The organism is Streptomyces sp. x-19 (genome assembly GCF_046549115.1).
Classification (GTDB): domain Bacteria; phylum Actinomycetota; class Actinomycetes; order Streptomycetales; family Streptomycetaceae; genus Streptomyces; species Streptomyces albulus_C.
In genome coordinates this window covers 1-25,502 of sequence record NZ_JAJPWK010000005.1, presented here as the reverse complement: position 1 = coordinate 25,502, position 25,502 = coordinate 1, and the positions used below count along the sequence as shown (strand labels likewise).

Annotated in this window: 22 protein-coding genes; 16 read left to right on the top strand and 6 right to left on the bottom strand. The window is 73.4% G+C overall.

Features of this window, described 5'->3' with window-relative positions; genetic code table 11:
- Nucleotides 1-16: 16 nt before the first annotated feature.
- The 4 genes from ACLJT4_RS15140 (at nucleotide 17) to murJ (ending at nucleotide 5,550) form a co-directional block, all read left to right on the top strand.
- Nucleotides 17-2,440 carry a SpoIIE family protein phosphatase gene (locus ACLJT4_RS15140; protein ID WP_411122843.1) on the top strand — a complete coding sequence of 808 codons (2,424 nt, stop codon included), beginning with the start codon at nucleotides 17-19 and terminating at the stop codon, nucleotides 2,438-2,440.
- Between the two features lie 98 nt (nucleotides 2,441-2,538).
- A complete protein-coding gene (locus ACLJT4_RS15135) occupies nucleotides 2,539-2,730 on the top strand; it encodes a hypothetical protein (RefSeq protein WP_411122842.1) in 192 nt (63 codons plus the stop codon).
- Between the two features lie 117 nt (nucleotides 2,731-2,847).
- Nucleotides 2,848-3,354, top strand: a complete 507-nt coding sequence (locus ACLJT4_RS15130; protein ID WP_411122841.1) for a DinB family protein — start codon at nucleotides 2,848-2,850, stop codon at nucleotides 3,352-3,354.
- 426 nt (nucleotides 3,355-3,780) lie between these two features.
- The gene (gene murJ, locus ACLJT4_RS15125; protein WP_411122840.1) at nucleotides 3,781-5,550 is read left to right on the top strand and encodes a murein biosynthesis integral membrane protein MurJ; all 1,770 of its coding nucleotides are present in this window, start codon (nucleotides 3,781-3,783) and stop codon (nucleotides 5,548-5,550) included.
- A 282-nt stretch (nucleotides 5,551-5,832) separates the two neighbouring features.
- On the opposite strand, the gene ACLJT4_RS15120 is transcribed toward murJ, so the two are convergent.
- Nucleotides 5,833-6,066 (bottom strand): hypothetical protein, encoded by a 234-nt coding sequence (locus ACLJT4_RS15120; RefSeq protein ID WP_411122839.1) that lies wholly within the window; start codon nucleotides 6,064-6,066, stop codon nucleotides 5,833-5,835.
- 219 nt (nucleotides 6,067-6,285) lie between these two features.
- Here ACLJT4_RS15120 and ACLJT4_RS15115 point away from each other — a divergent pair, with 219 nt between their 5' ends.
- The 3 genes from ACLJT4_RS15115 to ACLJT4_RS15105 all read left to right on the top strand — a co-directional run bounded on the left by ACLJT4_RS15115 (nucleotide 6,286) and on the right by ACLJT4_RS15105 (nucleotide 9,004).
- Complete coding sequence (locus ACLJT4_RS15115) at nucleotides 6,286-6,969, top strand: hypothetical protein (RefSeq protein ID WP_411122838.1); 684 nt, start codon at nucleotides 6,286-6,288, stop codon at nucleotides 6,967-6,969.
- Nucleotides 6,970-7,229: 260 nt separating this feature from the next.
- Complete coding sequence (locus ACLJT4_RS15110) at nucleotides 7,230-7,970, top strand: class I SAM-dependent methyltransferase (RefSeq protein WP_411122837.1); 741 nt, start codon at nucleotides 7,230-7,232, stop codon at nucleotides 7,968-7,970.
- A 146-nt stretch (nucleotides 7,971-8,116) separates the two neighbouring features.
- Complete coding sequence (locus tag ACLJT4_RS15105; RefSeq protein WP_411122836.1) at nucleotides 8,117-9,004, top strand: DUF2268 domain-containing protein; 888 nt, start codon at nucleotides 8,117-8,119, stop codon at nucleotides 9,002-9,004.
- 145 nt (nucleotides 9,005-9,149) lie between these two features.
- On the opposite strand, the gene ACLJT4_RS15100 is transcribed toward ACLJT4_RS15105, so the two are convergent.
- The 3 genes from ACLJT4_RS15100 to ACLJT4_RS15090 all read right to left on the bottom strand — a co-directional run bounded on the left by ACLJT4_RS15100 (nucleotide 9,150) and on the right by ACLJT4_RS15090 (nucleotide 12,631).
- Complete coding sequence (locus ACLJT4_RS15100) at nucleotides 9,150-10,028, bottom strand: GNAT family N-acetyltransferase (RefSeq protein ID WP_411122835.1); 879 nt, start codon at nucleotides 10,026-10,028, stop codon at nucleotides 9,150-9,152.
- Between the two features lie 35 nt (nucleotides 10,029-10,063).
- A complete protein-coding gene (locus ACLJT4_RS15095) occupies nucleotides 10,064-11,515 on the bottom strand; it encodes an amino acid permease (protein ID WP_411122834.1) in 1,452 nt (483 codons plus the stop codon).
- 159 nt (nucleotides 11,516-11,674) lie between these two features.
- The gene (locus tag ACLJT4_RS15090) at nucleotides 11,675-12,631 is read right to left on the bottom strand and encodes a hypothetical protein (RefSeq protein ID WP_411122833.1); all 957 of its coding nucleotides are present in this window, start codon (nucleotides 12,629-12,631) and stop codon (nucleotides 11,675-11,677) included.
- A 1,221-nt stretch (nucleotides 12,632-13,852) separates the two neighbouring features.
- Here ACLJT4_RS15090 and ACLJT4_RS15085 point away from each other — a divergent pair.
- Complete coding sequence (locus tag ACLJT4_RS15085) at nucleotides 13,853-14,239, top strand: winged helix-turn-helix domain-containing protein (protein ID WP_411122832.1); 387 nt, start codon at nucleotides 13,853-13,855, stop codon at nucleotides 14,237-14,239.
- A gap of 78 nt (nucleotides 14,240-14,317) precedes the next feature.
- Here ACLJT4_RS15085 and ACLJT4_RS15080 read toward each other — a convergent pair whose 3' ends face one another.
- On the bottom strand, nucleotides 14,318-16,051 hold the full coding sequence (locus tag ACLJT4_RS15080; protein ID WP_411122831.1) for a hydrogenase maturation protein: 1,734 nt from the start codon (nucleotides 16,049-16,051) through the stop codon (nucleotides 14,318-14,320).
- A 361-nt stretch (nucleotides 16,052-16,412) separates the two neighbouring features.
- Between ACLJT4_RS15080 and ACLJT4_RS15075 the strand changes: the two genes are divergently transcribed.
- The 8 genes from ACLJT4_RS15075 to ACLJT4_RS15040 all read left to right on the top strand — a co-directional run bounded on the left by ACLJT4_RS15075 (nucleotide 16,413) and on the right by ACLJT4_RS15040 (nucleotide 23,190).
- Nucleotides 16,413-16,577, top strand: a complete 165-nt coding sequence (locus ACLJT4_RS15075) for a hypothetical protein (RefSeq protein ID WP_411122830.1) — start codon at nucleotides 16,413-16,415, stop codon at nucleotides 16,575-16,577.
- Between the two features lie 116 nt (nucleotides 16,578-16,693).
- Nucleotides 16,694-17,935: a hypothetical protein gene (locus tag ACLJT4_RS15070; RefSeq protein ID WP_411122829.1), complete on the top strand. Its 1,242-nt coding sequence runs from the start codon at nucleotides 16,694-16,696 to the stop codon at nucleotides 17,933-17,935.
- Nucleotides 17,932-18,489 carry a hypothetical protein gene (locus ACLJT4_RS15065; protein ID WP_411122828.1) on the top strand — a complete coding sequence of 186 codons (558 nt, stop codon included), beginning with the start codon at nucleotides 17,932-17,934 and terminating at the stop codon, nucleotides 18,487-18,489. Before ACLJT4_RS15070 ends, ACLJT4_RS15065 begins: the two co-directional genes overlap by 4 nt.
- Nucleotides 18,486-19,733: an MFS transporter gene (locus ACLJT4_RS15060; RefSeq protein ID WP_411122827.1), complete on the top strand. Its 1,248-nt coding sequence runs from the start codon at nucleotides 18,486-18,488 to the stop codon at nucleotides 19,731-19,733. The genes ACLJT4_RS15065 and ACLJT4_RS15060 overlap by 4 nt, the downstream gene beginning before the upstream one ends.
- A gap of 238 nt (nucleotides 19,734-19,971) precedes the next feature.
- Nucleotides 19,972-20,388 (top strand): hypothetical protein, encoded by a 417-nt coding sequence (locus ACLJT4_RS15055; RefSeq protein ID WP_411122826.1) that lies wholly within the window; start codon nucleotides 19,972-19,974, stop codon nucleotides 20,386-20,388.
- A gap of 105 nt (nucleotides 20,389-20,493) precedes the next feature.
- On the top strand, nucleotides 20,494-21,096 hold the full coding sequence (locus ACLJT4_RS15050; protein WP_411122825.1) for a carbonic anhydrase: 603 nt from the start codon (nucleotides 20,494-20,496) through the stop codon (nucleotides 21,094-21,096).
- A gap of 16 nt (nucleotides 21,097-21,112) precedes the next feature.
- Nucleotides 21,113-22,567, top strand: a complete 1,455-nt coding sequence (locus ACLJT4_RS15045) for a SulP family inorganic anion transporter (RefSeq protein ID WP_411122824.1) — start codon at nucleotides 21,113-21,115, stop codon at nucleotides 22,565-22,567.
- Nucleotides 22,568-22,743: 176 nt separating this feature from the next.
- The gene (locus ACLJT4_RS15040) at nucleotides 22,744-23,190 is read left to right on the top strand and encodes a nitroreductase family deazaflavin-dependent oxidoreductase (RefSeq protein ID WP_411122823.1); all 447 of its coding nucleotides are present in this window, start codon (nucleotides 22,744-22,746) and stop codon (nucleotides 23,188-23,190) included.
- Nucleotides 23,191-23,217: 27 nt separating this feature from the next.
- Here ACLJT4_RS15040 and ACLJT4_RS15035 read toward each other — a convergent pair whose 3' ends face one another.
- Complete coding sequence (locus tag ACLJT4_RS15035; protein WP_411122822.1) at nucleotides 23,218-25,230, bottom strand: ABC transporter permease; 2,013 nt, start codon at nucleotides 25,228-25,230, stop codon at nucleotides 23,218-23,220.
- Between the last annotated feature and the right edge of the window lie 272 nt (nucleotides 25,231-25,502).

Below are 25,502 nucleotides of genomic sequence, written 5' to 3'. Positions count from 1 at the left end.
GGGCTGGGTTGATGCCATGAACGCATGGAACGCGGCGGCGACGAGCGCCGACTTCCGTGGTCCCCTCGACGTCACCAGGGCGGCCACCGCGGTGCTGGACGCCCGGGGACGGGTCATCGGCTGGAGCGCGGCGGCCTGGAGGCTGCTGGGGTACGCGCCGGAGGAGATCATCGGCCGTCCGGTCGGCACGTTCCTGCCGGAGCCGGAGCCGGCCCCCGCCCCGGACGGCCCGGCGCCGGGTGCCGGGGCACTGACCGACATCGGGACCCGCTCCGCCCGGCACGCGGACGGCCACCGGCTGCCGGTGGCCGTGACCATCTGCCCGTTGGCCGACGCGCTGCCCGCCACCGGCGCCGGTCCGGCCCGGGTGCTGGTGGCGACGGGGCTCGACGACCTGCGCCAGTGGGAGGCGCGCCAGGCGATGCTGCACGGGCTGGCCACCCAGTCACCGGTGGGCCTGGCCATCTACGACAACGACCTGCGGCTGACGTGGTTCAACACCTCGTACGGCCGGGAGATCGGGCTGCCGCTGGGGGAGTTGAGCGGCAAGCGGGCGGACGAGCTGTACCCGGGTGAGTTCGTGACCAAGGGGTACCCCCGCGGCCTGGACGCGGTGATGCACCACGTGCTGGCGACCGGTGAGCCCTTCCTCGACCTGCACTTCGTCGGCGAGCAGCCCACCGACCCGGGGACCGAACACGTCTGGTCCTGCTCCTACTACCGGCTCCAGGACCCGGACGGGCGGGTGCTGGGGGTGTGCGAGGACTCCTTCGACATCACCGACCGCTACCAGGCGCAGCGCCGGCTGAACCTCCTGGTGGAGGCCGGCCGCCGGATCGGCACCACGTTGGACATGGTCGGCACCGCCCGGGAGGTGACCGAGGTCGCGGTGCCGGCCTTCGCGGCCACGGTCACCGTCGACCTGCTGCGCTCGGTGCTGGCCGGCGGGGACCCGGATCCGGGCGAGGGCGGGGTGCCGGAGCTGGTCCGGGTGGCCTCGCGCTCCCGCGACGACCCGCCGGACCGGCCGCCGCACCCCCCGTACCCGGTCGCGTACCGGCGGGGCACGCTGCCGTACCGGAGCCTGTCGTCGGGCGGGATGATCCGCACGGAGCGGACCGTCGTGGTGCCGCTGCGGGCCGGTGGCACCCCGATGGGGCTGGTGACCTTCGACCGCGGGGCCACTTCGGCGGTCTTCGACGGCGGCGAGGTCGACCTGGCCGACGAACTGGTCGTCCGGGCCGCGGTCTCGATCGACAACGCCCGCCGGTTCGCCCGCGAGCACGCCGCGGCGCTCACCCTGCAACGCAATCTGCTCCCGCAGCGCCTGTCCCCGCAGTCCGCGGTGGACACCGCCTACCGGTACCTGCCCAGCGACGACCGGGCCGGCGTGGGCGGCGACTGGTTCGACGTCATCGGGCTGTCCGGCACCCGCGTCGGGCTGGTGGTCGGGGACGTCGTCGGGCACGGTCTCCAGGCGGCGGCCACCATGGGCCGACTGCGGACGACGGTACGGGCGCTCGCCAGGCTGGACCTGGCGCCCGAGGAGCTGCTGGGCCGCCTCGACGACCTGGTCGGGCAGGCCCCGGAGGACCGCGCCGCGGGCCTCGTCGAGGAACCCGGCCCGGACGACGCGGCCACCGGGGTGACCTGCCTGTACGCGGTCTACGACCCGGTGTCTCGGCACTGCACGATGGCCCGGGCCGGGCATCCGCCGCCGGCGGTCGTGCACCCCGGGGGCGAGGTGACGTTCCCGGACCTGCCGGCCGGCCCGCCACTGGGCCTGGGCGGCCTGCCGTTCGAGTCGTGGGAGACCGAGCTGCCCGCGGGCAGCATGCTGGCCCTGTTCACCGACGGGCTGCTGCGCTGCGGCGACCGGGACGTCGACGCCGGGCTGGCCCTCCTGGGCGACGTCCTCCGGGACGACCGGCGGCCCCTGGAGGAACTGTGCGACCGGGCGGTGGCGGCGCTGCTGCCCGGCGGGGCGGCACCGGACGACGCGGCGCTGCTGCTGGTGCGCACCCGGGAGCTGGACGCGCGGCAGGTCGCCGCCTGGGAGCTGCCCGCGGAGCCGGCCGCGGTGGCCGCCGCCCGCGAGCTGGCCACCCGGCAGCTGGCGTCGTGGGACCTGGCGGAGCTGTCGTACGCCACCGAGCTGGTGGTCAGCGAACTGGTCACCAACGCCGTGCGGCACGCCTCGGGCCCGGTGCACCTGCGGCTGCTGCGGGACCTGGCGCTGGTCACCGAGGTCTCCGACACCGGTCACACCTCGCCGCACCTGCGGTACGCCGCGAGCGACGACGAGGGCGGGCGGGGGCTGTTCATCGTCGCGCAGCTGGTGCAGCGCTGGGGGACGCGGTACGTGCCCTCCGGCAAGACGATCTGGGCGGAACAGGCGTTCCCGCCGGACTACCCGGGGGCCCCGCGCCCCGTGGGCTGACCGGGTGGGCCGGGCACGCCGTGCGGGTCTCCGGCACCGGTCCCATGATGGAACCAGCGAGGTCCCGGCACTCGGCGGGCGCGGACGAAGGAGGACCTGTGACGACCAAGGGCAGTAGTACCCCGGGCGAGCGGCGACCGGCGGAGCTGTACACGGGTAGCGAGCGGCCCTTCGACGCGGAGGACCTGGTCAGGGCTTCCGGGCGGGAGCCCACTCCGGCGAGCCTGCAGTGGGCACAGCGGCTGATCGACGAGAAGGGGCGGGCGGCCCTGGAGCGGTACCTTCCCTAGCCACGACACTTCCACGGCACCTGCCGGTTCGGCCCGGGGCACCCCGACCCCGGGCCGCGACCTGCGCCAGGACGATCGCCGGCCCCCGCCTCCATCGCACCGGTAGCCTCTCGGTACATGACAACCGAACGCCTCGATCCGCCCCGTCGCGCCGGTGAGCGGGAGACGCTCCGCGCCTACCTGGACTTCCACCGCGCCACGCTCGCGATGAAGATCGAGGGGCTGACCGACGAGCAACTGCGGCGGCGCGCCGTGCCGTCGTCCACGCTCTCCCTGTTGGGCCTGGTCCGGCACATGGCCGAGGTGGAACGCACGTGGTTCCGCCGGGTGGTCGGCGGGGAGGACATCCCCCTGGTCTGGTCCGACGAGGGCGACTTCCAGGCCGCGTTCGACGACGCCGAGGCGACCGGCGCCTCGGCCATCGCCGCCTGGCAGGCCGAGGTGGCACACGCCCGCCGCATCGAGGAGGCGGCCGAGTCCCTCGACCTCACCGCGTACCAACCCCGGTGGGGCGAGGACGTGTCGCTCCGCCTGATCATGCTGCACCTGATCCACGAGTACGCCCGGCACAACGGCCACGCGGACCTCCTCCGCGAGGGCGTCGACGGCGCCGTCGGCCCCTGACCCCATTGGCCCCCGACCCACTGGCCCCGACCCACTGCCCCCGGGCCACTTGGCGCATCGGCCCACTCGCTCATGAGCCCCCGGCGCCAACGGAAAGAGGTCCCTCCCCAACACGGGGAGGGACCTCTTCTCGTGGAGCGCCCGGCCGGCCTTGCACCTGCATTTCCCACCGGATGGTGGACGTCTTTCCTTGGACCACGGACGCCGGACTCCCGCCCGCAGGGCCGGAGTTCGCTCATGATCATACAGGACCCGCGGCGTGCCTCCCGCACCGCTCGCCGGGCAGCCCGGACGGGCGAAGCGCACGACCGCGGCGGGAAAGCACCGGTCCCCGACGGCCCGTGCCCGACGGACCGCAACGGAGTGCGAAGGTGTCTGTCGAACCACGACGGGCCACGAGTCCCGTCCTGACGAGGAGGCACCGGCATGGCTGCGCCACACGAAGAGTCCGACGGACCCGGAGGTCTCCGCAGCCATCCGCCGGACGACACCCTGCCGTTGCGCCTGCACGACGTGCCGGCATCCGCCTCCCCCACCACGGCCACGCCCGAAGCGAAGGGCGGCACCGCCCGACTGGCCAAGTCCAGCGCCCTGATGGCGGCCGGCACCATCGTGTCCCGCGTCACCGGCTTCCTGCGCACGCTGGTCATGGCGGCCGCGATCGGCGTCGGCACCCTCAACGACTCGTACCAAGTCGCCAACGTCCTGCCCACGATGATCTACACGCTGGTCGGCGGCGGCGCCTTGAACGCGGTGTTCGTGCCCCAGCTCGTGCGCGCCGTCAAGAACGACAAGGACGGCGGCGAGGCATACGCCAACCGACTGCTGACCCTCGTCGTCGTGCTGCTCGCGGGCGCCACGACGCTCTGCGTGGTGGCGGCGCCGCTGCTCGTGCGCATGATGTCGCCGGACATCGCGGCAGATCCCCAACGGATGGCCCTGACGGTGGCCTTCGCCCGCTACTGCCTGCCCACCTTGTTCTTCATGGGCATCCACGTCGTGCTCGGTCAGATCCTCAACGCCCGTGAGCGCTTCGGCGCGATGATGTGGACTCCGGTCCTCAACAACATCGTCACCATCGCCGGCTTCGGCACGTTCATCTGGGCCTTCGGCGGCTTCGCCCGCTCCGGCGTCAGCCCGGCGACCATCACCCCCGAAGGGGTCCGGCTCATCGGCCTGGCCACCCTGCTCGGGCTGGCCGTCCAGGCCCTGGCGATGTTCCCCTACCTGCGCAAGGCCGGCGTCCGGCTCCGCCCCCGCTTCGACTTCCGCGGACACGGGCTGGGGAAGGCCGTCGGCCTGGCCAAGTGGACGCTGCTGTTCGTGCTCGCCAACCAGCTCGGGCTGACCGTCGTCACCCAACTCGCCACCAAGGCAGGCGCCGCCGCGGAGCGCGCCGGCCACAGCGGTGCCGGCATCACCGCCTACAACTTCGCCCTGCAGATCTGGCAGATGCCGCAGGCGATCATCACCGTCTCCGTCATGACCGCCGTCCTCCCCCGCATCTCCCGCGCCGCCCACACCGGGGACGCCGGCGCCGTCCGCGACGACATCTCCTACGGCCTGCGCACCTCCGCCGTCGCCATCGTCCCCTGCGCCTTCGCGTTCCTCGCCCTGGGACTGCCGATGGCCACCCTGCTCTACGGCAGTTCGGACGCCCAGGGCGCCGAGGGCATCGGTCACGCCCTGATGGCCTTCGGCCTGGGCCTCATCCCCTACTCCGCCCAATACGTCGTGCTGCGCGGCTTCTACGCCTACGAGGACACCCGCACCCCCTTCTACAACACCCTCGTCGTCGCCCTCGTCAACGCCGCCGCCTCCGCCCTGTGCTTCGCCCTCCTGCCCGCCCAATGGGCCGTCACCGGCATCGCCGCCTCCTACGGTCTGGCCTTCGCCGTCGGTATCGCCGTCGCCTGGCGCCGGCTGCGCCACCGTCTCGGCGGCGACCTGGACGGCGCCCGCGTCCTGCGCACCTACGCCCGCCTGTGCACCGCCGCCGCCCCGGCCGCGCTCGCCGCCGGCGCCGCGTCCACCGCGCTGCTGCACGCCCTGGGCACGGACGTCCTGGGCTCCCTGACCGCCCTCGTGGTCGGCGCGGCAGTCCTCTTCGCCCTCTTCCTCGCCCTCGCCCGCCTCCTCAAACTCCCCGAACTCAACGCCCTGTTCACCATGGTCCGCAGTCGACTGGGCCGCTGAGCCCTCACCCAGCGGGACCGGCCTGGGGTGCCCCGGCCGCTCCCGCCACCAACGGCAGCCGGTCTCCGCCTCCCTTTGCTCGCTCCTCCACCCGCGGCCCGGCCCTGCCCCCTCCCGGAGTCCGTCCCCACCCGCCACGCCTTCGCCGACGTCCCCCACCTGCGCGACGCCCGCGGCATCCGTCGCGCCCAACCACCCGAGTCGCCCCAACTCCCCCGCCACCGAGCCCGCATCCGGGCCGGACGCACTCGGCGGCGATCCCGAGCGACGCGCACGCAGCGCTCACGACTGCTCCTCCGCCCAGCGCATCTCCTTCAAGGCGATCCGGGCGGCCGGTGCCTGGTCGGGGATGTCGGCCCAGTAGGGGTGCGTGGCGATCTGCACCGACAGCCGTTGCAGTCGACGGCGCAGTACCGTCGCGCGCACCGGGCTGTCCTCTGTGGCGAGTTGTTGATAGGCGGCGTACCAGGCGGACTGGGCCTGGACGAGGTCGTCGGGGAATGCATAGTGCGTCATGCCTCAAATTGCATCACGTGTTCGATTTCCGGTGCAGCACTCACACGAGTGAATGTGGGCCGGGCCGGTGCGACCGAGCCTGCGCGCAGGCCGGTTGGGGGCGGGGCCCGGTGGGGTGCCCGGTCTCCGGCGGGGTGAGGGCCGCATCCGGAGAACCGCGCCCGGTCCGCCCCGCGTCTCCACCGGGAACGGCCCCGGAACGCACAGAGGGCTCGTCCCATGACGCGCACCACGCAACACGACCGCACCACGCCGCCGACGGACGTGCGCCCGCAACGCGGCGTCGCCGCCACGGCGTTCGCCGCCCTCCGGCGGCATCGGTGCACCCTGACGGCTGCGACGGTGCGCGTCGTCGGCCGGTCCGGACTGGCCGGGCTGCTGCTGACGGCCGCGACGTTCGCACTCGCCTGGCCCGTCTTCACCCACATGCGGAACGAGCAGATCCGATACCACCAACTTGAGGACCCCTACCTGCACGACCCCACCGGCCTGGTACGGGTCGCCCTCTGCACGCTCCCCCTCTTCCTGCTCCTCCTCGGCACCGGCAGCGCGGCCCTGCAGGGCGTGTGTTCCCGGGCCGTCGCAACGGGGGCCGACGCGCCTGCGGAGGAGGTCCGGCCGCGCACCGGCGGATTCGCGCGGATTCGCGGGGTGCTCGCCGTCTACGCGCTGCGCGGCCTGATCGTGTGGCCCCTGCCGCTGCTCGTCGGCGCCGTGTCGCACGCCCTCACCGGCTACCAGCTCGACACCCCGGAGCCCCTGGAGCGCGGCTCGTTGCCCTACACGCTCGTCGCGGCCTCCCCGGCGGCGGCCGTGCTCGTCGCCGTGCTGTTGCGCCTCGCGCTCGCCCGCACCCCTCCCCGACGTCCCGGCGACACGGCGACCGCCACCGCCACCGCCTGACGCTCCCGCCCGCACCGGGGCCGCGGCGAGCGCACAGCGCCGTGCGGAAACCGATCGGCATGACCCGGGTCCCGGAGTACGACTTCGACGATCCCGCCGCCCCGGAGGGGCCGCTGCGACCGAACGTGGTGTACCGCACGGGCCGGAGCGCGCCGCGCTGACTGCTCCGCCAGGGTTCTCTGCCGGGGCGCTCGGCCGGCCGGCAACACGGCCACTTTTGCCGCCGCGGCCGGGGCCCGGCCGGCACTACGCTCCGGCCGGTGACCACTCACCCGACGAACGACGCGGCGATCCGACAGTGGAACGACATCCCCCGTACGGCGTTGGAGGCGATGGAGCCCGACGGCGACTTCGCCAAGCACCACCTGATCAACCCGGTGCTCCTGCGCATGCTCGGTGACGTGCGCGGACTCCGCGTCCTGGACGCGGGGTGCGGGCACGGCTACTTCAGCCGCATGCTCGCCGCCCGAGGGGCGCACGTGACCGGCGTCGAGCCCACGGACACGATGTTCGGCTACGCCCAGGAGAAGGAACGCGCCCTCGCGCAGGGCATCGCCTTCGTCCAGGCCGACCTCACCCGACTGCCGGATCTCGGCGGCCCGTTCGACGCCGTCGTCTGCAGCATGGTGCTGGCGGCCGTCCCGGACTGGAAGCCGGCGATGCGGGCCTGCGTGCAGGCGCTGCGGCCCGGCGGACGGTTCGTCTTCTCCGTCAACCACCCGGCCTTCGAACAGCTCCTGACCACGTGGCGCGAGCACGGCGCCTACCGCGTGGACCGCTATCTGGAGGAGTACGCCATCCCCCAGACCTACGCCCACGACTTCCACCGCCCGCTCTCGGCCTACCTCAACGAACTCGCCGCCCTCGGCTGCCGCCTCCGCGAACTCGCCGAACCGGGCCTCGACCCCCGCACGGCGCGCGCGGCGCAGGACACCACCCCGGGCATCGAGAGCTACGTCCACCTGCCCAACTTCTTGATCGCTGCCGCCGAACGCCCGTGACCGCGGACGTCCGCGCTCCGGGCGAGCGGACGGCAGGGGCGCGGGCCGCGCGACGGCTGGAGGTTGGCGCCGGAGGGACGACGGAACCGCCGGGGCCGTCGCTCGGCTTGACCCTCCGGTAACAGGAGGCCCTACGGTCCCGGGACATGGAGATCGTTGTGCATGACACCGCGTCCGCGATGCTCGACCTGCTGCAGCGTCCGGTCGCCCAGCGGCCGGACGCCCTGCGAGAGATGCTCAGCCCTCTCCGGGGCCCGATGGCCGTACTGGGCGACGTGGATCAGGCCCAGGTCCACCAACAGGGTGCCGGCTTCCGCCTGGACCGCGACGACCCGCGGTACGTGGCCGCCCTGCACCGGATGCGGCAGGCGCAGGTCTGGGAACGGGTCGAGGAGTCGCTGACCGCCGCCTGGGAGCGGATCAGTGGTGCGGTGCCCGGGATCAGGCACGCCGAGACGGTGCACGTCGTGGTGGTGCTCGGCGATCCCGACGACCACCACCTGACGGTCCGTAGCGCCGGCTACTTCGGGCTGGGGGGCTTCCCCGGCGCGATCCACCTGCTGATGTGGCCCACCGAGACGAGTCTGGCCAAGATCGACCACGCCGCCGCGCACGAGCTGCACCACAACGTGCGCTACGCCAACGTGGTCTGGAATCCGATGACCGTCACGGTGGGGGAACAGGTCGTCGCCGAGGGGTTGGCCGAGGCGTTCGTACGGGAGTTGGCCGGCGAGCAGGCCATGGGGCCGTGGGCGACGGGGTTGACCGGCGTCGCACTGGACCGTGCGTACGAGAAGGTCACCGCCGCCGTCGACGTGGCCGGCATGCCGAACCTGCCGCCGTACGTCTTCGGCGACGCCACCGCCCGGCTCATGGGGTGCGAGCCGGTGGGACTGCCGGACTTCGCCGGGTACGCGACCGGGCTGCGGATCGTCGACGCCCATCTGGCGGCCTCCGGCCTGACCGCCGCGCAGAGCGTGGCCCTGTCGCCGGGCGAGATCCTCACCAACGCCGGTGTGCCGCACGGTGCGTGACCGCGCGGGCGGTGCGGCGCCCCGGGCGGTCCCGGGGCCGTCGTCGGCGGGTGCACGGCACCGGCGCGGTACTGCCGCGCGCCTCGGGAGGGCTCGGCCCTTCCGAGGTGCGCGGCAGCGTGCGTCGGCGCCGCGGGGCGTCCGGTCAGCCCAGTTCGAGGCTGGTGACGCCGAAGGTGCGGGACGGGTCCGTGGACGGGACCGGGCCGGTGTACATGCGGACGGTGTGCGAGCGGGGCGTCAGGCCGCGGGCGGTCGCCAACGTCCTTGCTGCTGCGTGGGGTTCGGGGATGTCGAGGGTGACCTCGTCGGCCGGGTCGAGGTGGGCGGTGAGGGCGTCGAAGAGGGCTTCGGCGGCCTGCGGGGTGTCGGCGAAGAGCGGGCCGATGCGGTGGCCCGTGTGCGCGGGGCGGAGCACGCCGTACCCGGTGACCTCGCCGTCCCGGAGGTGGACGACGGCGGTGCGGCCCGGTGCGGTCAGCCAACGGGTGACAAAGCCGCGCCGGTCGGCGGGGAAGCAGCGGCGGTCGTAGGCGGCGATCGCGTCGAGGTGGGCGGCGGTGACCGGGTGGGTGTCCGGGGAGGTCGGGGCGCCGGGGGTGGGGCGGCCGGTGTAGCGGAGGGTGTCGTGGGCCGGGGTGAAGCCGGCCCGCTGGTAGGTCTCCTGCTGGGCGGGGACCGCGTCCAGGCCGATGGTCCGGCTCCCGGCGTGCGGGAGGGCGGTGCGCCAGGTGGCGAGCCCGAGGCCCTGGCCGCGCAGGCCGGGTGCGACGAGGTAGAAGCCCAGGAAGGCGTATGCGGACGAGTAGTTGACGAGCGAGACGGCGGAGACCGTGCGGTCGCCGAGGCGGCCGAGGTGGAAGCCGTCGGGGTCCGTGCGGTGGAAGGCGTCGATGTCGCCGTCGCCGGGGTTCCAGCCCTCGTCGGCGGTCCAGTCGACGATCTCGTGCCAGTGGTCCAACGGGGCTGCGGCGACGCTGAGTTCACCGGCGCCCGTCGGGGCGGTGCGGGGGGTCGGTCGCATCGGGGGTGCGTCCCTTTCTGCTGGTGGTTCTTCGGTCAGATCAGGTCCATCGCGGCGACCTCGTCGGGGCTGCCGTAGCTGACCGGACCCTGGAAGCGGCGGCGGGCGGTGGCGAACCACCAGACCGTGGCGATCACGAGGACCACCGCCAGGGCGATCGGGGCGTAGTTGAAGGACTCCGGGGTGACCGGGTACTGCTGCGGCAGCATGAAGAGGAGGTTGCTCACGACGATCCAGAGGACGGCGATCGCGGCGATCGGCTTGCCCCAGCGGCCGAGGTTCCACGGGCCGGACGGGAAGTCGTCGAGGCGCAGCCGCAGGAAGATCGGCACGCCGTAGGAGAGGAAGAGGCCCACGACGTTGACGCTGACGACCGCGGTGAAGGCGGTGTGCGACCACCAGCCGGGGACGACCAGGACCAGCGAGGAGACGGCGGCGAGCCAGACGGCCTTGACGGGGGTGCGGGTGCGGTCGGAGACCGAGTGCCACCAGCGGGAGCCGGGCATCGCGCCGTCGCGGGAGAAGGCGAAGATCTGGCGGGTGTTGCTGGTCATGTTGGCGAGCCCGCAGAAGAGCATGGCGCCGATGACGATCAGCAGGAGGAACTTCGCGGTCTGCACGCCGAGCGCGTCGACGAGAATCTGCACCGGCGGGGCATCGGCCTTCGCGGCGTGGTCGTAGTCGCGAATGGCATAGACCAGCGCGAGCATGAGGATCAGTCCGGTGATCGCGGAGCAGCTGATCGCCCGCATGATCCCGCGCGGGGCATTGACGGTGGCCTTCACCGTTTCCTCGGACATGTGGAAACTGCCGTCGAAGCCGGTGAACGTCCAGCTGGTGACGAGCAGGCCGAGCATTCCACCGTAAATGGCGTTGGTGAAGCCGGTGTTGTTGGCGAAGTGGGTGACGAAGGACGGTTCTTGGTGGTGTGTCGGAATCAGCGCGAGGGTGACGACGATCACCACCATGCCGACCAGCAGCCACCACACGGAAATTCGGTTGAGCAGTGCAACCAGCCGCACGGTGTAGGTGTTTGCGAGGGCTTGCACCAGCAAAATGGCCGCAGTGATGCCGACGGTCTGCGGTGCGGTGGGCACGTACGAGGGCCATTGCATGGCGATGAACGCCTGGATGAAGGTGGCGGCCGCGAAGTTGGTGGCGGCGGTGCCCCCGACCTGGCCGACGAAGTTGAGCCAGCCGGTGTACCAGGACCAGGCGCCCTGGTGACGCTTGGCGAGCTTGCCGGCGGAGAAGTAGAGGGCGCCGCTGGTCGGGAACGCGGAGGCGATCTCGCCCATGGCGGCGCCGACGAACAGCACCATGAGGGAGACCGCGATCCAGCCGAATATCAGGATGCGCGGGCCACCGGCGTTCAGGCCGAAGCCGAACGAGGAGAAGATGCCGGAGATGATGTTGATGATGGTGAAGGAGATGGCGAAATTATCGAAAGCGCGGAATCTCCGGGTGAGTTTCCGCGGATACCCCATGGCATGCAGGGTCGCGTCATCATCGAGGGCGGCGGGGTCCGGGCCGTTCTGGATATTCGAGCGGGATGCGGCGCGAGCTGGGGTGGACGTACGATCGGGCACTACCGAAACCTTTCTGTTGGTGGGGACAACGGTCCGGTGGGGGGTGCGTTCAGTGCGTCACGGATCGTGCGGAATGGGGAGCCCGCACGCCCTTCTGGCTTTGGTCAATTGTTCTTCCGGATCACCGAAAACACTCCAGGGCATCCGTGACGCATAAGGCCCCATGACCGTGAGGACTTCCCTGGCCTCGAATTCACACTTCGCCATGAACAACGCATGGGCGAGGTAGGCCAGGTCCACGACCGGGGTGAAGCGGTAGCCGGCCACGGTGGGGAACCAGTTGCGGTAGACGCCGGTCGCGGCGGTGATCCACTGCGGTTGTTCCCAGGTGCGGTCGGCCAACAGCGCGGCGGGGTTGTAGTCCTCGACGAGTGCCACCAGGGGCAGCAGTCGGAGCGGTGAGGAGGCCGCGGCGCGCTGGCTCAGGAAGGCGGCGACGTCCCAGCTCGCGCTGGAGGAACCGCCGTATCGGGTGAAGAAGAAGGACAGGAAGCGGTGGTGCGCCTCGCGGTGCCAGGGGTCGATCCGGAGGATGTGCGCGAAGAGGTACCAGGGCCCGGTGGGCGCGGTCAACAGCCCCTGGGGCGCGGGGTCGTGGGGGCGGTCGAGACGGGCCAGGGCGAGCTGTGCCACCCACGGGGTGGGGTCCTCGGGCGCCAGTTTCGCGGCCCGCTCGCAGGCCGTGCGCGCGATCCGGTCCAGTGCGCCGGCCCGTCGGTCGCCGGCGTCGGCCATGCGCAGCGCCCGGAGCATGGCCACCCGGGCCCATAACAGGGCGGCGTCCGGTCCCGGTTCTTCGGCGAGCCAGCGTTCCGCCAGGTCGGTGCCGGCCGCCTCGGAGGCCAGCACCAACGACCGGTGAGCCCGCAGCTCGAAATCCTGCCGGGTCTCCCGCAGCACCTCGTGAGCGCTCAAGTAGCGTCCGGCACGGACATCCATACACGCTCGCGCCAGCGCCCGGTCATCGGCTGCTGGACTCCATACGTAGTGCCCCTCGAATGAGCCACCCGGCATGTTCCCCTCCCGGTGCACGTGGGTACCTTGCGGCACCTACGCATTCCGTCCATGCCGAATTCGGCTGGACCGCCGCCGCTGGTCAGTCGGCAGCGGGGCACACCCTACTCATTTCCTCCTCATTTCGAAAACAGTCGTCTGGAATATCTGGTTCCGCACCTTTTCGCCGTGGGGAGTTTGAAACGCAAACCAGCCCGCCGGGCGCTTATGACTGGCATATTCACTCCCGCCTGACGGCCAGTCACGCGAACGGGGCGCGGGCACGGAACGGCTCGAACGGCGCCCGCCGACCGGTCCGCACGGCGCTCCACGAGGGCGAAGGGGAACAGCGCTACCACACCGCCGACGGGTCCCGGCGCGGTCGAGCCATCGCGCCAGTCACCTCCGGCCACGCTCCGGCCGGCAGGGCCGCGGTCCACCATGTGAGCGCCCTCACCCACTCCCCGCCGACCGACACCGGACGCGGATCCGGCCGGGGTGCCGTCGCGCGGGCCGCCGGGGCGGGGCGGCCCGCACCGGCCGGGCCGGCCCGCGCGGACCGGGCCGCCGGACACCCGGCGAATACGGCAATGCCTTCGGGGAGTTCGGCCGCCCGGCGCGGTGACGACGGCACCGCGCCGGGCGGGAGACGGAGAACGATTCATAAGGAAGTGGTAAAGAAATCGATGCACAATGCATCGCCTCCTGACCGCCTTCGACGCGACGCGCCTGGTCACACGGGCCGCGAACGTCGGCAAACACAAAATCGGCTCAAGAGCAACCGTGATTAGCGGAAGCTACTATCCGGAAGCGCGCGATCACATGTAGCGTTCGGTCAGACCGGTGACGTGACGGTTGTTCACGTCACGACCGCGCACGGGCACGGGCGCGAACGCCCCTCCTAACAGGGACGGAAGGGCGATCGGCCCGCTGGACGCACCCGCATCACGAGTGCCGGTGCGCCTGCCCGGCTCCACACCGGCCTGCGCAGCGAGTGCGGCGTGGCCGAACCGCACGCCGCACGTCGAGCACCGCCATGTCTGTCCGAACACGCCTGCTTTGCAAGAGGAATGGGCCCAGATCATGTTTATGAACGCGTCGACGACCCCCCTTGCGTTGCGACCGGATGCCGATTTCGGTCGGCCGGCAAAGGTCGGCTCCGGCGGAGGGCCACCCTTGGCGGTCGACCGGCTCCCCGACGGCAAGTGGCAACTCACCTTGCACGATTTGGAGCCCGTGTCGGTGCATCGATTGACCTCCGACAAACTCCACATCATCCTCGCCCCGCCGTGCGCGCAGCCGCCCGCGGCGGACACCGGTGCGCAACCGGCCGGGCCGGCCTCTGCGGACCCGATCCAGATCGACACCGCGGCCCGCACCGTCGTCATCGACGGGCGGCAGATCGACGTCCCGCGGCTGGAGTTCGACCTGCTCGCCCACCTGGTGCTGAACCCGCGGCGGGCGTTCACCCGGCAGCAGCTGATGGCCGCGGTGTGGCCGGACTGCCGGTCCAGCGACCGCACGGTTGACGTGCACGTCGCCCGGCTGCGACGGCGACTGGGACCGGGCCGACGGAAGTTGATCAGCACCGTCTTCGGCATCGGGTACAAGTACCTGCCCACGCCGTGACGCCGGCCGGGTAGGCGGTGCGGGCCGGTGACCGGCACGCGTACGGTCACCGGCCCGTTCCGCGGGCGGTGCGCACGGTCAGTCGACGCGGCGCGCGGTGCTCCCGCCATACCCGGCAGCGGCGTTCAGGTGCTCCGGGGTGCCGGTCGCGGGCTCCTTGCGGACGAAGGCGCGACGCAGCGCGTGGTACGGGGCGCCGGGATCCTCGAAGGTGCGCCGCATGCGGGCGAGTTCGTCGGCCCGGTAGGCGGCGAGCGGCCGTCGGGCCTCGTCACCGTCCCGAGCGGCCTTCTTGGCGGCGATGCGGGCGTGGACGCCGGGGGACGCCGCGAGCCGACGGGCGAGCCGTCCGGTGTGGTCGGGGAACTCCTGCGCGGCGCAGTCGACGATCCGGTCGACGAGGCCGAGCCGTTGCCCGTGCGCCGCGGTGACCGGTAGGGCCCGGGCCATCAGGGCCGCGGCCGTCTCGGCGCCGACCCGGCGCGGCAGGGTGTACGTCCAGTACTCCGAGCCGTGGAGTCCCATCAGCCGGTAGTGCGGGTTGAGGACGGCGGCGGAGCGGCACCAGACGTCGTCGGCGGCGAGCGCCAGCATGGCCCCGCCGGCCGCCGCGTTGCCGCCGAGGGCGGCGATCACCACCCGGTCGGTGGTGGTCAGCACGGCCTGCACGAGGTCGTCGATCGCGTTGATGTTGGCCCAGGACTCGGCCGCGGGGTCGGCGGACGCCTCGATGACGTTGAGGTGGATGCCGTTGGAGAAGAAGTCCCGCTGGCCGCCGAGGACCAGGACGGTGGTGGGGCGGGTGCAGGCGTAGCGGTAGGCGGCGAGCAGCCGTCGGCAGTGGTCGGTGCTCATCGCGCCGCCGGGGAAGGAGAAGCGCAGGAATCCGGCCGGTCCGTCCTCGTGGTACCGGATGTCGGTCCAGGTAGGCGGGCCGTCACCGGTCTCCAGCGGTACCGGCACCTCGGGCAGCGGCGGGAGCCGGTCGCCCAGGGCGAGCGTGGCGGGCAGTTTGACGGGGGTGGGCTCCCCCGGGGCCCGGGCCGGGCGGAGTTCGGGGATCCAGACGGCGCCGTCGACGGTGGCCCGGCAGAGCGCGCCGTGCCGGGTGGCGAGCAGGTCCCCGGGGCGGCCGGTGAGGGTGCCCTCGGGGTGGCCGCCGTGCAGGAACCAGGTGCCGCCGAGGAGTTCGTCCCGTACACCGGGGCGGGAGTCGGCGGCCCGGAGGGTACGCAGGACGGTCTCGGTCGGGTCGGTCGACCAGTCGATGCGGCGGTCGGCCTGGCGGAGCGGGGGCCGGGGGCGACCGGGCAGCCGGCCGGCGGGCAGGGCGTGCTGCGGTTGCGGGCGGTGGGTGCCGGAGGCGAAGCGGGCGACGGCGGTCAGCAGCGCCTCGATGGCGGCGTCGGCGATCTCGTTGCGGTAGAGGTCGCTCTTGCCGACCTCCGGGACCGGGCACTCGACGGTCGCCCAGACGTCGCCGGCGTCCATCTCGTCGTTGGCCTGGAGGACGGTGACGCCCCACCGCTCGGCGCCCAGGTGGACGGCCCAGTCGACCGACGACGGTCCGCGGTCGCCGAGCGGGCCGGGGTGGACGATCAGGCACGGCCAGGCGGACCAGACCTCGCGGGGGACGGCCGTGGTGAGCATCGGCGCGACGATCAGGTCGGGGGCGTGCCGGGGCACCAGCGCGGCGAGTGGCGTCCCGCGGGTGACCAGTTCGACGCCGAGGTGGTGTCCGCGGTCGGCGAGTTCGGCGTAGGCGCGCTGGGTCAGACTGTTGAACGCGCCGGCGAGGAGCAGGATGCGCACAGCGGGCTCCCTGGGGTGGTGGGCGGTGGACGGTCGTGATCGTTCCCCGTCCGTGGCGGGCGGGCGGCGGACCCGCTGGGGAGGTCACCCGAACGCATCCGGTCCGGTACCGCCGGGCGGCGGGCCGCGGTACCGGGTCCGCGGAGCGCCGAATTGAGCGGGCGTCAGATAGTTCCGCGGTCGCTCGCCGTGACGGCATCCCGCCAAAGTTGGCGCACCGACCCGCATCCCCAGCGCTCGACATTGCCTTTCATTGACATTCACTTGAGGAGCCTTTTACCTTCGAGGAGTCGGCGTCGGCGCAGGTCATCACCGCACCGCCGAGCGCCGCTCCCCCATCCCCACACCTATGGAGGTCCCCATGGAGCAGCTCATCAAGAAGATGGCCCAGGACGACGTCTGGCAGAGCTGGGTGGCCGCCAACTCCGCCGGACCGGACCCGCGCACGGCGAAGAACGGCTGCATCAGCGCCGCCCCCAAGGCCGGCTGCATCAGCGCCGCGCCCAAGAGCGGCTGTATCTCCTGACACCCGGGTGACGGACCCGGCGGGCCGGCGACCGTCCGGCCGCCGGCCCGCCGACCGGTCCAGCACACCCGACGTCCCGGGCGGGTCCCCGCCCGCGCACACCTCCGAGGGATCCCATGGAAGGCCAGCCGACCGCCGAGTTCATCGAGCAGATCCGCGACATCCCGATCTACCGCGCAGCACTGGCGAAGGGCCACTTCCCGGTACTCGACAAACCGGAGATCGCCCGCGGCTTCCCCGACAACTGGATGACACCCCGGCTGGCCGCCGCGCTGGAGTCCGGCGAGGCCGAGTTCGTGCTCTCCACGGGCACCAACCACGCCCGGATGCAGCTCATCCGGCCCCCGTACTTCCTGCTGCGCTCCTACTACCAACTGTGGAGCGAACACGCCGACCTGGCCGCCACCTGGGAGGCCGGTTGCCGGCGCGTCTCGCTGACCACCGTCCTGGCGACCGAGCACGTGGCACGGGTCAACGCCGCCAAGCGCGGCGCCGCGCCCGACCCCGTGCCGAGCCTCGACGACCGCCGGCTCGACGACCGCACCAGCTACCTCAACCTGCGGCTCGATCCGGCGCTGTGGAGCCGCGACGACGTGGTCCGCATGCTCCACGAGATCCGCACCGCCGCCGAGGCCCACCCACAGGGCTGGTACCACCTGGACTGCTCCGGATACCACCTGGCGCACCTGGTGCGGAAGGTCGGCGAGTGGGGGTTGTGGGACGACTTCCCGCCACCCGCCAGCATCATCCACGCCTACGAATACACGCCGGTGAACGTCCGGCGCTTCCTGCACCAGCACTTCGCCTGCCCGATCATCGACCTGTTCGGCAGCACCGAACTCGGCTACCTCTACTCCAGCGACCGACGCGGCAACTACCGCCCGCACCTGGACAAGATGAGCGTCGAACTCCACCCGGTCACGCCCGGCAGCACCCTGTACCACCTGATCGTCTCCAGCGTGCGCAACCCCTACATGCCGCTGATCCGGTACCGGTCGGGGGACTGCGTACGGACCACGGACGACACCCCCGACCCGGACCGGATCGCCCAGTTCGCCGGCCGCCACAAGGAACTCCTGGACACCCGGCACGGTCCGGTGGCCCAGGGCGACCTCGACCGGTGCGTGGGCGAGACGACCGCGCAGATCTTCGTCCACCAGCTCCGGCTGGTGGACGCCACCGAGGCACGCCTGGCGTACACCACCCTCAACGGCGCGCCCCTGGCACCGGCGGATTCCGCCGCGTTGGAACGGGGCGTCGCCGAACTCACCGGCCGGCACTGCCGGCTCGACCACCGACCGCACATCCCCATCGGCCGGTCCGGGAAGTACTCCTGGCTGGCGAGAGGAGAGGCATGACCCACCGGACCGCGCCGGCGGCCGCGGCCACCGCACCCGCCACGGCGGCCCCGCACCGGGCGCTCACCGCCGAGGACCTCCGGGACCTCCTCGGTGCCGCGCTGCACGCCGAAGTCCTCGCCCACTTCGAGGAGACGACCGACGCGCCGCCGGACCTCGTGGCGCGCCGCGTCACCGAATGCCTGCGCTACCTCTACCTCGTCTCCCGCTACCGCGAGCGGCTCGGCGGGCTGTTCCTCCCCGTCGAGCAGGACGTCGACGAGGTCTGGCACTACCTCATCCTGCAGACCCGGGAGTACCGCGCACTGTGCGAGGAACGGCTCCCCGGCGGGTTCTTCATCGAGCACCGCAGCATCGGCTACGAGGAGTACCAGCAGGAGCCCGGCCGCGCGCAGGCGCTCGACGAGGCGCTGCGCTGGATCCCGCTGTACTGCCGGGAGTTCGGCCCGTTCGACGAGGACGCGCTGCCGCACTGGACCATCGTCCGCTTCCTGCACCAGCGGATGGGCATGTCCCTCGCGGACATCGCGGCGCTGGAGCCGCTGCCCGCATGACCGGTGCCGCACCCCGGCGGCCGTTGGCCGTCCTGGTGTTCTCGCAGGTGCTCAGCGGGGCGGGCCTGGCGGCCGGGATCACGGTGGGGGCGCTGCTCGCCGAGGACATGCTCGGATCGACCGGGCTGGCCGGGGTACCCAGCGCGCTGTTCACCGCCGGCGCGGCGGTCGGCGCCGCGGGCATCGGCCGGCTCTCCCAACGCCGGGGCCGGCGCGCCGGGCTCGTCCTCGGATACGGGGCCGGAGTGCTCGGCAGCCTGGGCGTGGTGGCCGCCGCCGCGCTCGGCAGCGTCCTGCTGCTCTTCCCGTCACTGCTGGTCTACGGGGCGGGCACCGCCACGAACCTGATGGCCCGTTACGCGGGCGCCGAGTTGGCTCCGCCCGAGCGGCGCGGACGTGCGGTCAGCACGGTGCTGTGCGCCACCACGCTCGGCGCGGTGGCCGGCCCCAACCTGGTCACCGCGACCGGAGACCTGGCCCTGGCCTGGGGCGTGCCCCGGCTGGCCGGTCCGTTCCTGCTGGCCGCCGCGGCGTTCGGCGCCGCGGCCGTGGTCCTGGCCGGTCTGCTGCGGCCCGAACCGCTGCCGCAGCCCGCGGCGCCGGCAGCGTCCGCCGTCGGCCCGGACGCCCCACCGGACGACCGGGCGGCGGCTCCCTCGGCCCTCGGGCCGACGGGCGGACCGCGGCGCGGCCTGCTGGCCGGCACCGCGGTGATGCTGCTGACCCAACTGGTGATGATCGCGCTGATGACCATGACCCCGGTGCATCTGCGGGCGCACGGCCACGACGCCCAGGCGGCCGGGCTGGTGATCGCGCTGCACGTCGGGGCGATGTTCCTGCCGTCCCCGCTGACCGGGCGGTGGGTCGACCGGGTCGGGCCGCGGCGGGTGGCCGCGGCGTCGGGAGTGACGCTGCTGGCCGCCGGGTTGCTCGCGATGCTCGCCCCGCCGCACTCGGTGGCGGGGCTCGCCGTGGCGCTCGTACTGCTCGGCCTGGGCTGGAACTTCGGGCTGATCAGCGGCACCGCATGGGTCACCGAAGCGCTGCCGCCGGCCCGCCGGGCCACCTCCCAGGGACTGGTGGACGTCGGGATCGCGCTGGCCGGCGCGACCGGGGGGATGGCCTCCGGGCCGGTGCTGGCCGCGGGGGGCTTCCCGGTGCTGGCGCTGGTCTGCGGGGTGCTCGCGGCGGTGGTGGTCCCTGTGGCCGCACTGGGCGCCCGGGGATCCGGCGGCGCCCGTTAACCCCTGAGAAAGCACGCAACATGGCGTCATTTCTCGTTTTCATACTGGAAACCTGGATGCTGCACTATGGGGAGCGCGGTTCCCGCAACCACGGTCGACGCCGAGCGCACCGGACCGGAATCGCGCCCCGACGACCAGGACCGTGCACAGCCGCGGCCCCCGCCGCCACGCGCGCGGCCGGCCCCCTGCCGAACGACCCAACGGCCCCCCACGACACGGGGCGAAGCGGAGGACGACGATGCGGAAGGACACCGGCATACCGGGGGCACGCCCCCCGATGGCGGCCTGGTGCCGCCTGCCGCTGACTGCGCTCCTCGTCGTCCTGGCCTTCCTGCTCGGCGCGGCGGCGCCGGCGTGCGCGGCCGCGGCGGCGCGCCCGGCCACCTCCGCTTCCGGCGCCACCGGCAAGTCGGCTGCCGCGAACTCCAGTTCCGAGGAGGAGAAGCACTCCAAGCGGGAGTCCGAGCGCAGCCGCCCCCGGCGCATGGCGCCGGCCGCGGAGGGCGTGCCGCCGGACCGACGTCCCCTGCCGCCGCACCTGAGCGGTGCGGCCGGTGACGACCGGGCAACCGGCCGGGCACCGACCGCCGACCACGACGCGGCGGCCTCCAGACCGTCCGAACTCCCCCTGCTCCACTGCGTCTTCCGCTGCTGAGCGGCTCCGCGGCGGGCCACGGCCGCGCGCCGTGCACCGCCACGCGAGTACCGCACGTCCTCGCCATCCCCACGGTGGCATCACACTTCAGCAGGAGACCTCCTCGTGGAGACCTTCATCCAGCACGCCCGGGGCCTGACCGCCCGTATCGCCGCACAGCGGGAAGAACAGGAGACGTACGGTCGGCTCGCCGCCGGCCAGTCCCCCCTCGCCCTGTTCATCACCTGCTCCGACTCCCGCGTCATCCCGTCCCTGATCACCGGGGCCCGGCCTGGGGAACTCTTCGAACTCCGCACGGCCGGCAACGCCGTGCCCGCCTACCAGGACGGCATGGCGGCCAGTTCGGAGGCCGCCACCATCGAGTACGCGATGCGGGTGCTCAAGGTCGCCGACGTCGTGGTCTGCGGGCACTCGCACTGCGGTGCGGTGGGCGCCCGGGCCCGCCGCGAGGACCTGACCGGGGCACCCGCCGTCCGCGACTGGCTGGCGCTCCAACTCTCCGACGAACTACCGGGCGACGACGGGCCGGCCGTCACCGCGGCCGTGCAGCGCCACGTGCGCCAGCAACTGGACCGGCTGGGTGACTACCCGTGCGTCCGGGAGCGGCTGGACGCCGACGAGGTCCGGCTGCACGGCTGGTTCTACGAGGTCCACACCGGGTCGGTCTCCGTGCACCGGCCGGCCGCCGACGCATTCCTCCCTCTGTGAAGGCGGGCTGTACGTGATGAAGCGATTCCCTTTCCTCCGGGCGGACTTCACCGCCTCCCTCGTGGTCTTCCTCGTCGCCGTCCCGCTGTGCGTGGGGGTGGCGGTCGCCTCCGGCGTCCCGGCCGAACTGGGGCTGGTCACCGGCATCGTCGGCGGGCTGGTCACCGGGCTGCTGCCCGGTAGCAGCCTCCAGGTCAGCGGCCCGGCCGCCGGCCTGACGGTGCTGGTCTTCGAAGCCGTCAAGGCGTACGGCCTGGGCGCGCTCGGCGCCCTGGTACTGGCCGCGGGACTGCTGCAACTGGCCATGGGTGCACTCAAATTGGGGCGCTGGTTCCGGGCGATCTCGGTCGCGGTGGTGCAGGGCATGCTGGCGGGCATCGGGTTGGTCCTGATCGCCGGGCAGCTCTACGCCCTGGCGGACGCCAAGGCACCGGGCAGCGGACTGGCCAACATCGGGTCGTTGCCGCAGCTGGCGTGGGACACCGCACGGTCCGGCCCGGCGCTCGCCGCGCTCGCCGTGGGGGCCGGCACCGTCGCCGTCCTCGTGCTGTGGCCCCGCTGGCGGCGCGCGGCACGCGTCCTGCCGGCGCCGCTGGCGGCCGTCGCCCTGGCCACCACCGCGGTCTGGGCGCTGGACCTGCCGATCGCCCGGGTGCAGGTCAGCGGGTTGTTGGACGCGATCCAGCCCCCCGGGTTCGCCAACATCGGCCGACTGACCGAACTCGGCGTGCTGGGCACGGTGTTGGCGTTCACCCTGATCGCCTCCGCGGAGTCGCTGTTCAGCGCGGCGGCGGTGGACCGGCTGCACGACGGGCCGCGGACCGACTACGACAAGGAGCTGATGGCCCAGGGCGCCGGCAACACGCTGTGCGGGGTGCTCGGCGCGCTGCCGATGACGGCGGTGATCGTGCGCAGTGCCGCCAACGTCCAGGCGGGTGCCCGGACCAAGGCGTCCCGGGTGCTGCACGGGGTGTGGTTGCTGCTGTTCGCGGCGGCGTTCCCGGCGGCGCTGGGCGTGGTGCCGGTCGCGGCTCTGGCCGGTGTGCTGGTGCACGCGGGGTGGAAGCTGATCCCGCTGCGGGAGCTGCGGCCGCTGTGGCGGGCACACCGCGGTGAGGCGGTGGTGCTGTGCGTCACCGCGCTCGCCATCGTGACGGTGAACATGTTCGAGGGGGTGCTGATCGGCCTGCTGCTGGCCGTGGCCAAGACCGCCTGGGAGACCTCCCAGGCGCACCTGGAGGTGCACGTCCCCAGCGTGCCCGGCCCGGTGCGGGTCAGGGCCGTCGGCAACGCCACCTTCCTGCGGCTGCCCAAGCTCCTCGACCAGTTGGAGGCGCTGCCCGCCGACCGGGACGTCGAACTGGATCTGAGCGGGCTGCGGCACGTCGACCACGCCTGCGAGGCGGCACTGGCGAACTGGGCCGAGCAGCACCGCCGCAACCGGAGCCGGGCGGTCGAGCTGGTCTCCTGAACCGGGCGCCCGATGCGGCGCCGCGGGGCGCGCCCGGCCGGGAACAACGGCGTTCCCGGCCGGGCGCGCCGGCCCCGGACGCCGCGGCGGACGATCGCCGCGGCGCCGGCGGAATGATCCGCCCCCGCTCCGTCGTTCCCCCCACACCGGAAGACGTCGACGACAAGGTGGACGACATGCCCCTGCAGGGAGAGTACGAGCCGAGCCCGACCGCGTGGGTCCGCGATCAGGTCGAGTTGTACGAGGGATCCGGCGGCACCCGCGGCACGACGCTGCGCGGGCTGCCGGTGATCGTGCTGACCACCCGCGGCGCCCAGTCCGGCAAGCTGCGCAAGAGCCCGCTGATGCGGGTGGAGCACGACGGGGCGTACGCCGCGGTCGCCTCCCAGGGTGGCGCGCCGAAGAACCCGGTGTGGTACCACAACCTGCTCGCCGACCCCCGGGTGGAGCTCCAGGACGGCCCGGTCCGCCGGGACATGACGGCCCGCGAGGTCACCGGCGAGGAGAAGGCCGCGTGGTGGGCCCGGGCGGTCGAGGCGTTCCCCGACTACGCGGACTACCAGCAGAAGACGGACCGTCGCATTCCGGTCTTCGTGTTGGAGCCGGCGGCGACCCCGCACTGACGCCCGCGCGCCGCGCGCCGACGTCCGTCAGAGCGTCACCAGGGTCACCTCGGTGGCCTTGACGCTGGTCCAGACGGCGGCGCCGTCGGTGAGCCCGAGTTCCAGAGCCGCCGCCGGCGTGATCTCGGCGACGAGATCGGGCGCCGCGGACGAACTGATGACGACCCGCAGCCGACTGCCCGCGGCGGTGATCTCCCGTACGGTGCCGGGCCAGACGTTGCGCGGACTGCCCACGGGCTTCTCGATGTGCACCGCGACCGCCTCGGGAGCGATCACCGCGAGCGCGCGGGTGCCGTCGGGGAGCAGGTCGGCGGCGACCAGGTGACCGCCTTCGGCGAGGGTCAGCCCGTCGCCGGCGGCGGTGCCGGGCCAGGCGTTGCGGCCGAGCATCCGGGCCACCCACGGGGAGCGCGGCTGCCGGGTGACCTCGGCGGGCGGGGCGTCCTGCAGGGCCCGGCCGCCGTCCAGGACGAGGACCCGGTCGGCGAGCGAGACCGCCTCGACGGGGTCGTGGGTGACGATCAGGCAGACCCCGCCGAAGCCCGCGAGGTGGCCGCGCAGGGTATGCCGGACGTGCGCCCGGGTGGTCTGGTCGAGGGCGGCCAGCGGCTCGTCGAGCAGCAGCAGCCGCGGCCGGGCGGCCAACGCCCGGGCCAGGGCGACGCGCTGGGCCTGGCCGCCGGACAGCTGGGCGGGCCGACGGTGGGAGAGCGGGCCGACGCCGAGCCGGTCGAGCCACCGCTGCGCGGTGCGTCGGGCCTCGCCGCGGGACACCCCCTGGGCGCGCAGCCCGTAGGCGGTGTTGGCCAGTGCGCTCAGGTGCGGGAAGAGCGCCCCGTCCTGGGGGACCCAGGCGACGCCCCGCCGGTGCGGGGGCAGTGCGGTGACGTCGGTCTCCCCCAGTTGGAGGGCGGCTCGGGCCCGCGGCGTCAGTCCGAGCAGGGCGCGCAGCAGGGTCGTCTTGCCGGCACCGTTGGGGCCGACGACGGCGATGGTGGTGCCCGGGTCGGCCCGGAGGGAGAGTTCGGTGAAGCCGGTGACGTCGGCGTGCAGCGGCCAGCGTTCCGCGGGGGACGGCACCGGCACGGACGGCTCCCGGCCGCCGTCGTCCGCGGAGCCGTCCGTCGGCTGCGGGCCGGTCCCGTCCGGCCCGGCAGGGACGCCGTCGGCCGAGGCGGCGCGCCGCCCGGCGCGGGCGGAGCGGTCCGCGGGCCCGCCGGTCCACCGTCCGCGCAGGCACACCAGCACGGCCATGGCGATGACGAGCAGCAGCAGGGAGACGGAGGTGGCGGCCTCCGGGGAGTCCTGCAGCAGGAGGTAGACCTGGAGCGGAAGGGTCTGGGTGGTGCCGGGCAGGTTGCCCGCGAAGGTGATCGTCGCACCGAATTCGCCGAGCGCACGGGCCCAGGTCAGCGCGGCGCCGGCGGCCAGGCCGGGGGCGACCATCGGCAGCGTGACGGTGCAGAAGACCCGCACCGGCGAGGCGCCGAGGGAGGCCGCGGTCTCCTCGTAGCTGGGGCGGAGACCGGCGAGGGTGCCCTCCAGGCTGATGACCAGGAAGGGCATCGCGACGAAGGTGGCCGCGATCACCGCCCCCGACGTGTGGAACGGCAGGACGATGCCGAAGGTGTTCTCCAGCCAGGGGCCGAGGAGCCCGCGGCGGCCGAAGCCGAGCAGGAGGGCGACACCGCCGACGGTCGGCGGCAGCACCATGGGCAGCAGCACCAGCGAACGGACCAGCACCTTGCCCGGGAAGTCGACCCTGGCCAGCAACCAGGCCAGCGGGACACCGAGCAGCAGCGACAGACCCAGCGCCCAGCACGACACCAGCAGCGACAGCCGGAGCGCTTCGAGCACGCCGGGGCTGGTGAGGTGGGTGCCCAGGTCGCCCCAACTGGTGCGGGCGAGGATGCCCAGCAGCGGCATCAGCAGGAAGGCGACGGCGAGCAGCGCGGGGACGGCCAGCGCGGCGGGGGTACGGGCACCGGGCACGCGGCGGCGGCCGACCGGCGCGGCGGCGGGGGTGCTGAGGCGGCTCATCGGGAGTCCAGGGATCGGGGCGGGGGTCGGGTCCGGGCGGCCCGGCGGACGCCGGCGGATACGGCAGCGGGGGGGGGGGGGGGCCCCCCCCCCCCCCCCCGCCGGCCCCCCCCCCCCCGGGGGGGGGGGGGGGGGGGGGGGGGGGGGGGGGGCGGCTCGCCGGTGTCCTGTGGGCGGGCCAGCCATCGGGAGATGGCGAGCCGGGCGGCGGGGGTGCGCGCGTGGTCGAGCCACTGCGGCGAGGGGCCGGCGGAGTCCTGGGCCATCAGCAG

Coding starts and splice junctions, on each gene's coding strand:
- ACLJT4_RS15140 (WP_411122843.1), top strand. CDS start 17: ATGAACGCATGGAACGCGGCGGCGACGAGCGCCGACTTCCGTGGTCCC.
- ACLJT4_RS15130 (WP_411122841.1), top strand. CDS start 2,848: ATGACAACCGAACGCCTCGATCCGCCCCGTCGCGCCGGTGAGCGGGAG.
- murJ (WP_411122840.1), top strand. CDS start 3,781: ATGGCTGCGCCACACGAAGAGTCCGACGGACCCGGAGGTCTCCGCAGC.
- ACLJT4_RS15120 (WP_411122839.1), bottom strand. CDS start 6,066: ATGACGCACTATGCATTCCCCGACGACCTCGTCCAGGCCCAGTCCGCC.
- ACLJT4_RS15115 (WP_411122838.1), top strand. CDS start 6,286: ATGACGCGCACCACGCAACACGACCGCACCACGCCGCCGACGGACGTG.
- ACLJT4_RS15105 (WP_411122836.1), top strand. CDS start 8,117: ATGGAGATCGTTGTGCATGACACCGCGTCCGCGATGCTCGACCTGCTG.
- ACLJT4_RS15100 (WP_411122835.1), bottom strand. CDS start 10,028: ATGCGACCGACCCCCCGCACCGCCCCGACGGGCGCCGGTGAACTCAGC.
- ACLJT4_RS15095 (WP_411122834.1), bottom strand. CDS start 11,515: ATGGGGTATCCGCGGAAACTCACCCGGAGATTCCGCGCTTTCGATAAT.
- ACLJT4_RS15090 (WP_411122833.1), bottom strand. CDS start 12,631: ATGCCGGGTGGCTCATTCGAGGGGCACTACGTATGGAGTCCAGCAGCC.
- ACLJT4_RS15075 (WP_411122830.1), top strand. CDS start 16,413: ATGGAGCAGCTCATCAAGAAGATGGCCCAGGACGACGTCTGGCAGAGC.
- ACLJT4_RS15070 (WP_411122829.1), top strand. CDS start 16,694: ATGGAAGGCCAGCCGACCGCCGAGTTCATCGAGCAGATCCGCGACATC.
- ACLJT4_RS15065 (WP_411122828.1), top strand. CDS start 17,932: ATGACCCACCGGACCGCGCCGGCGGCCGCGGCCACCGCACCCGCCACG.
- ACLJT4_RS15060 (WP_411122827.1), top strand. CDS start 18,486: ATGACCGGTGCCGCACCCCGGCGGCCGTTGGCCGTCCTGGTGTTCTCG.
- ACLJT4_RS15055 (WP_411122826.1), top strand. CDS start 19,972: ATGCGGAAGGACACCGGCATACCGGGGGCACGCCCCCCGATGGCGGCC.
- ACLJT4_RS15045 (WP_411122824.1), top strand. CDS start 21,113: ATGAAGCGATTCCCTTTCCTCCGGGCGGACTTCACCGCCTCCCTCGTG.
- ACLJT4_RS15040 (WP_411122823.1), top strand. CDS start 22,744: ATGCCCCTGCAGGGAGAGTACGAGCCGAGCCCGACCGCGTGGGTCCGC.
- ACLJT4_RS15035 (WP_411122822.1), bottom strand. CDS start 25,230: ATGAGCCGCCTCAGCACCCCCGCCGCCGCGCCGGTCGGCCGCCGCCGC.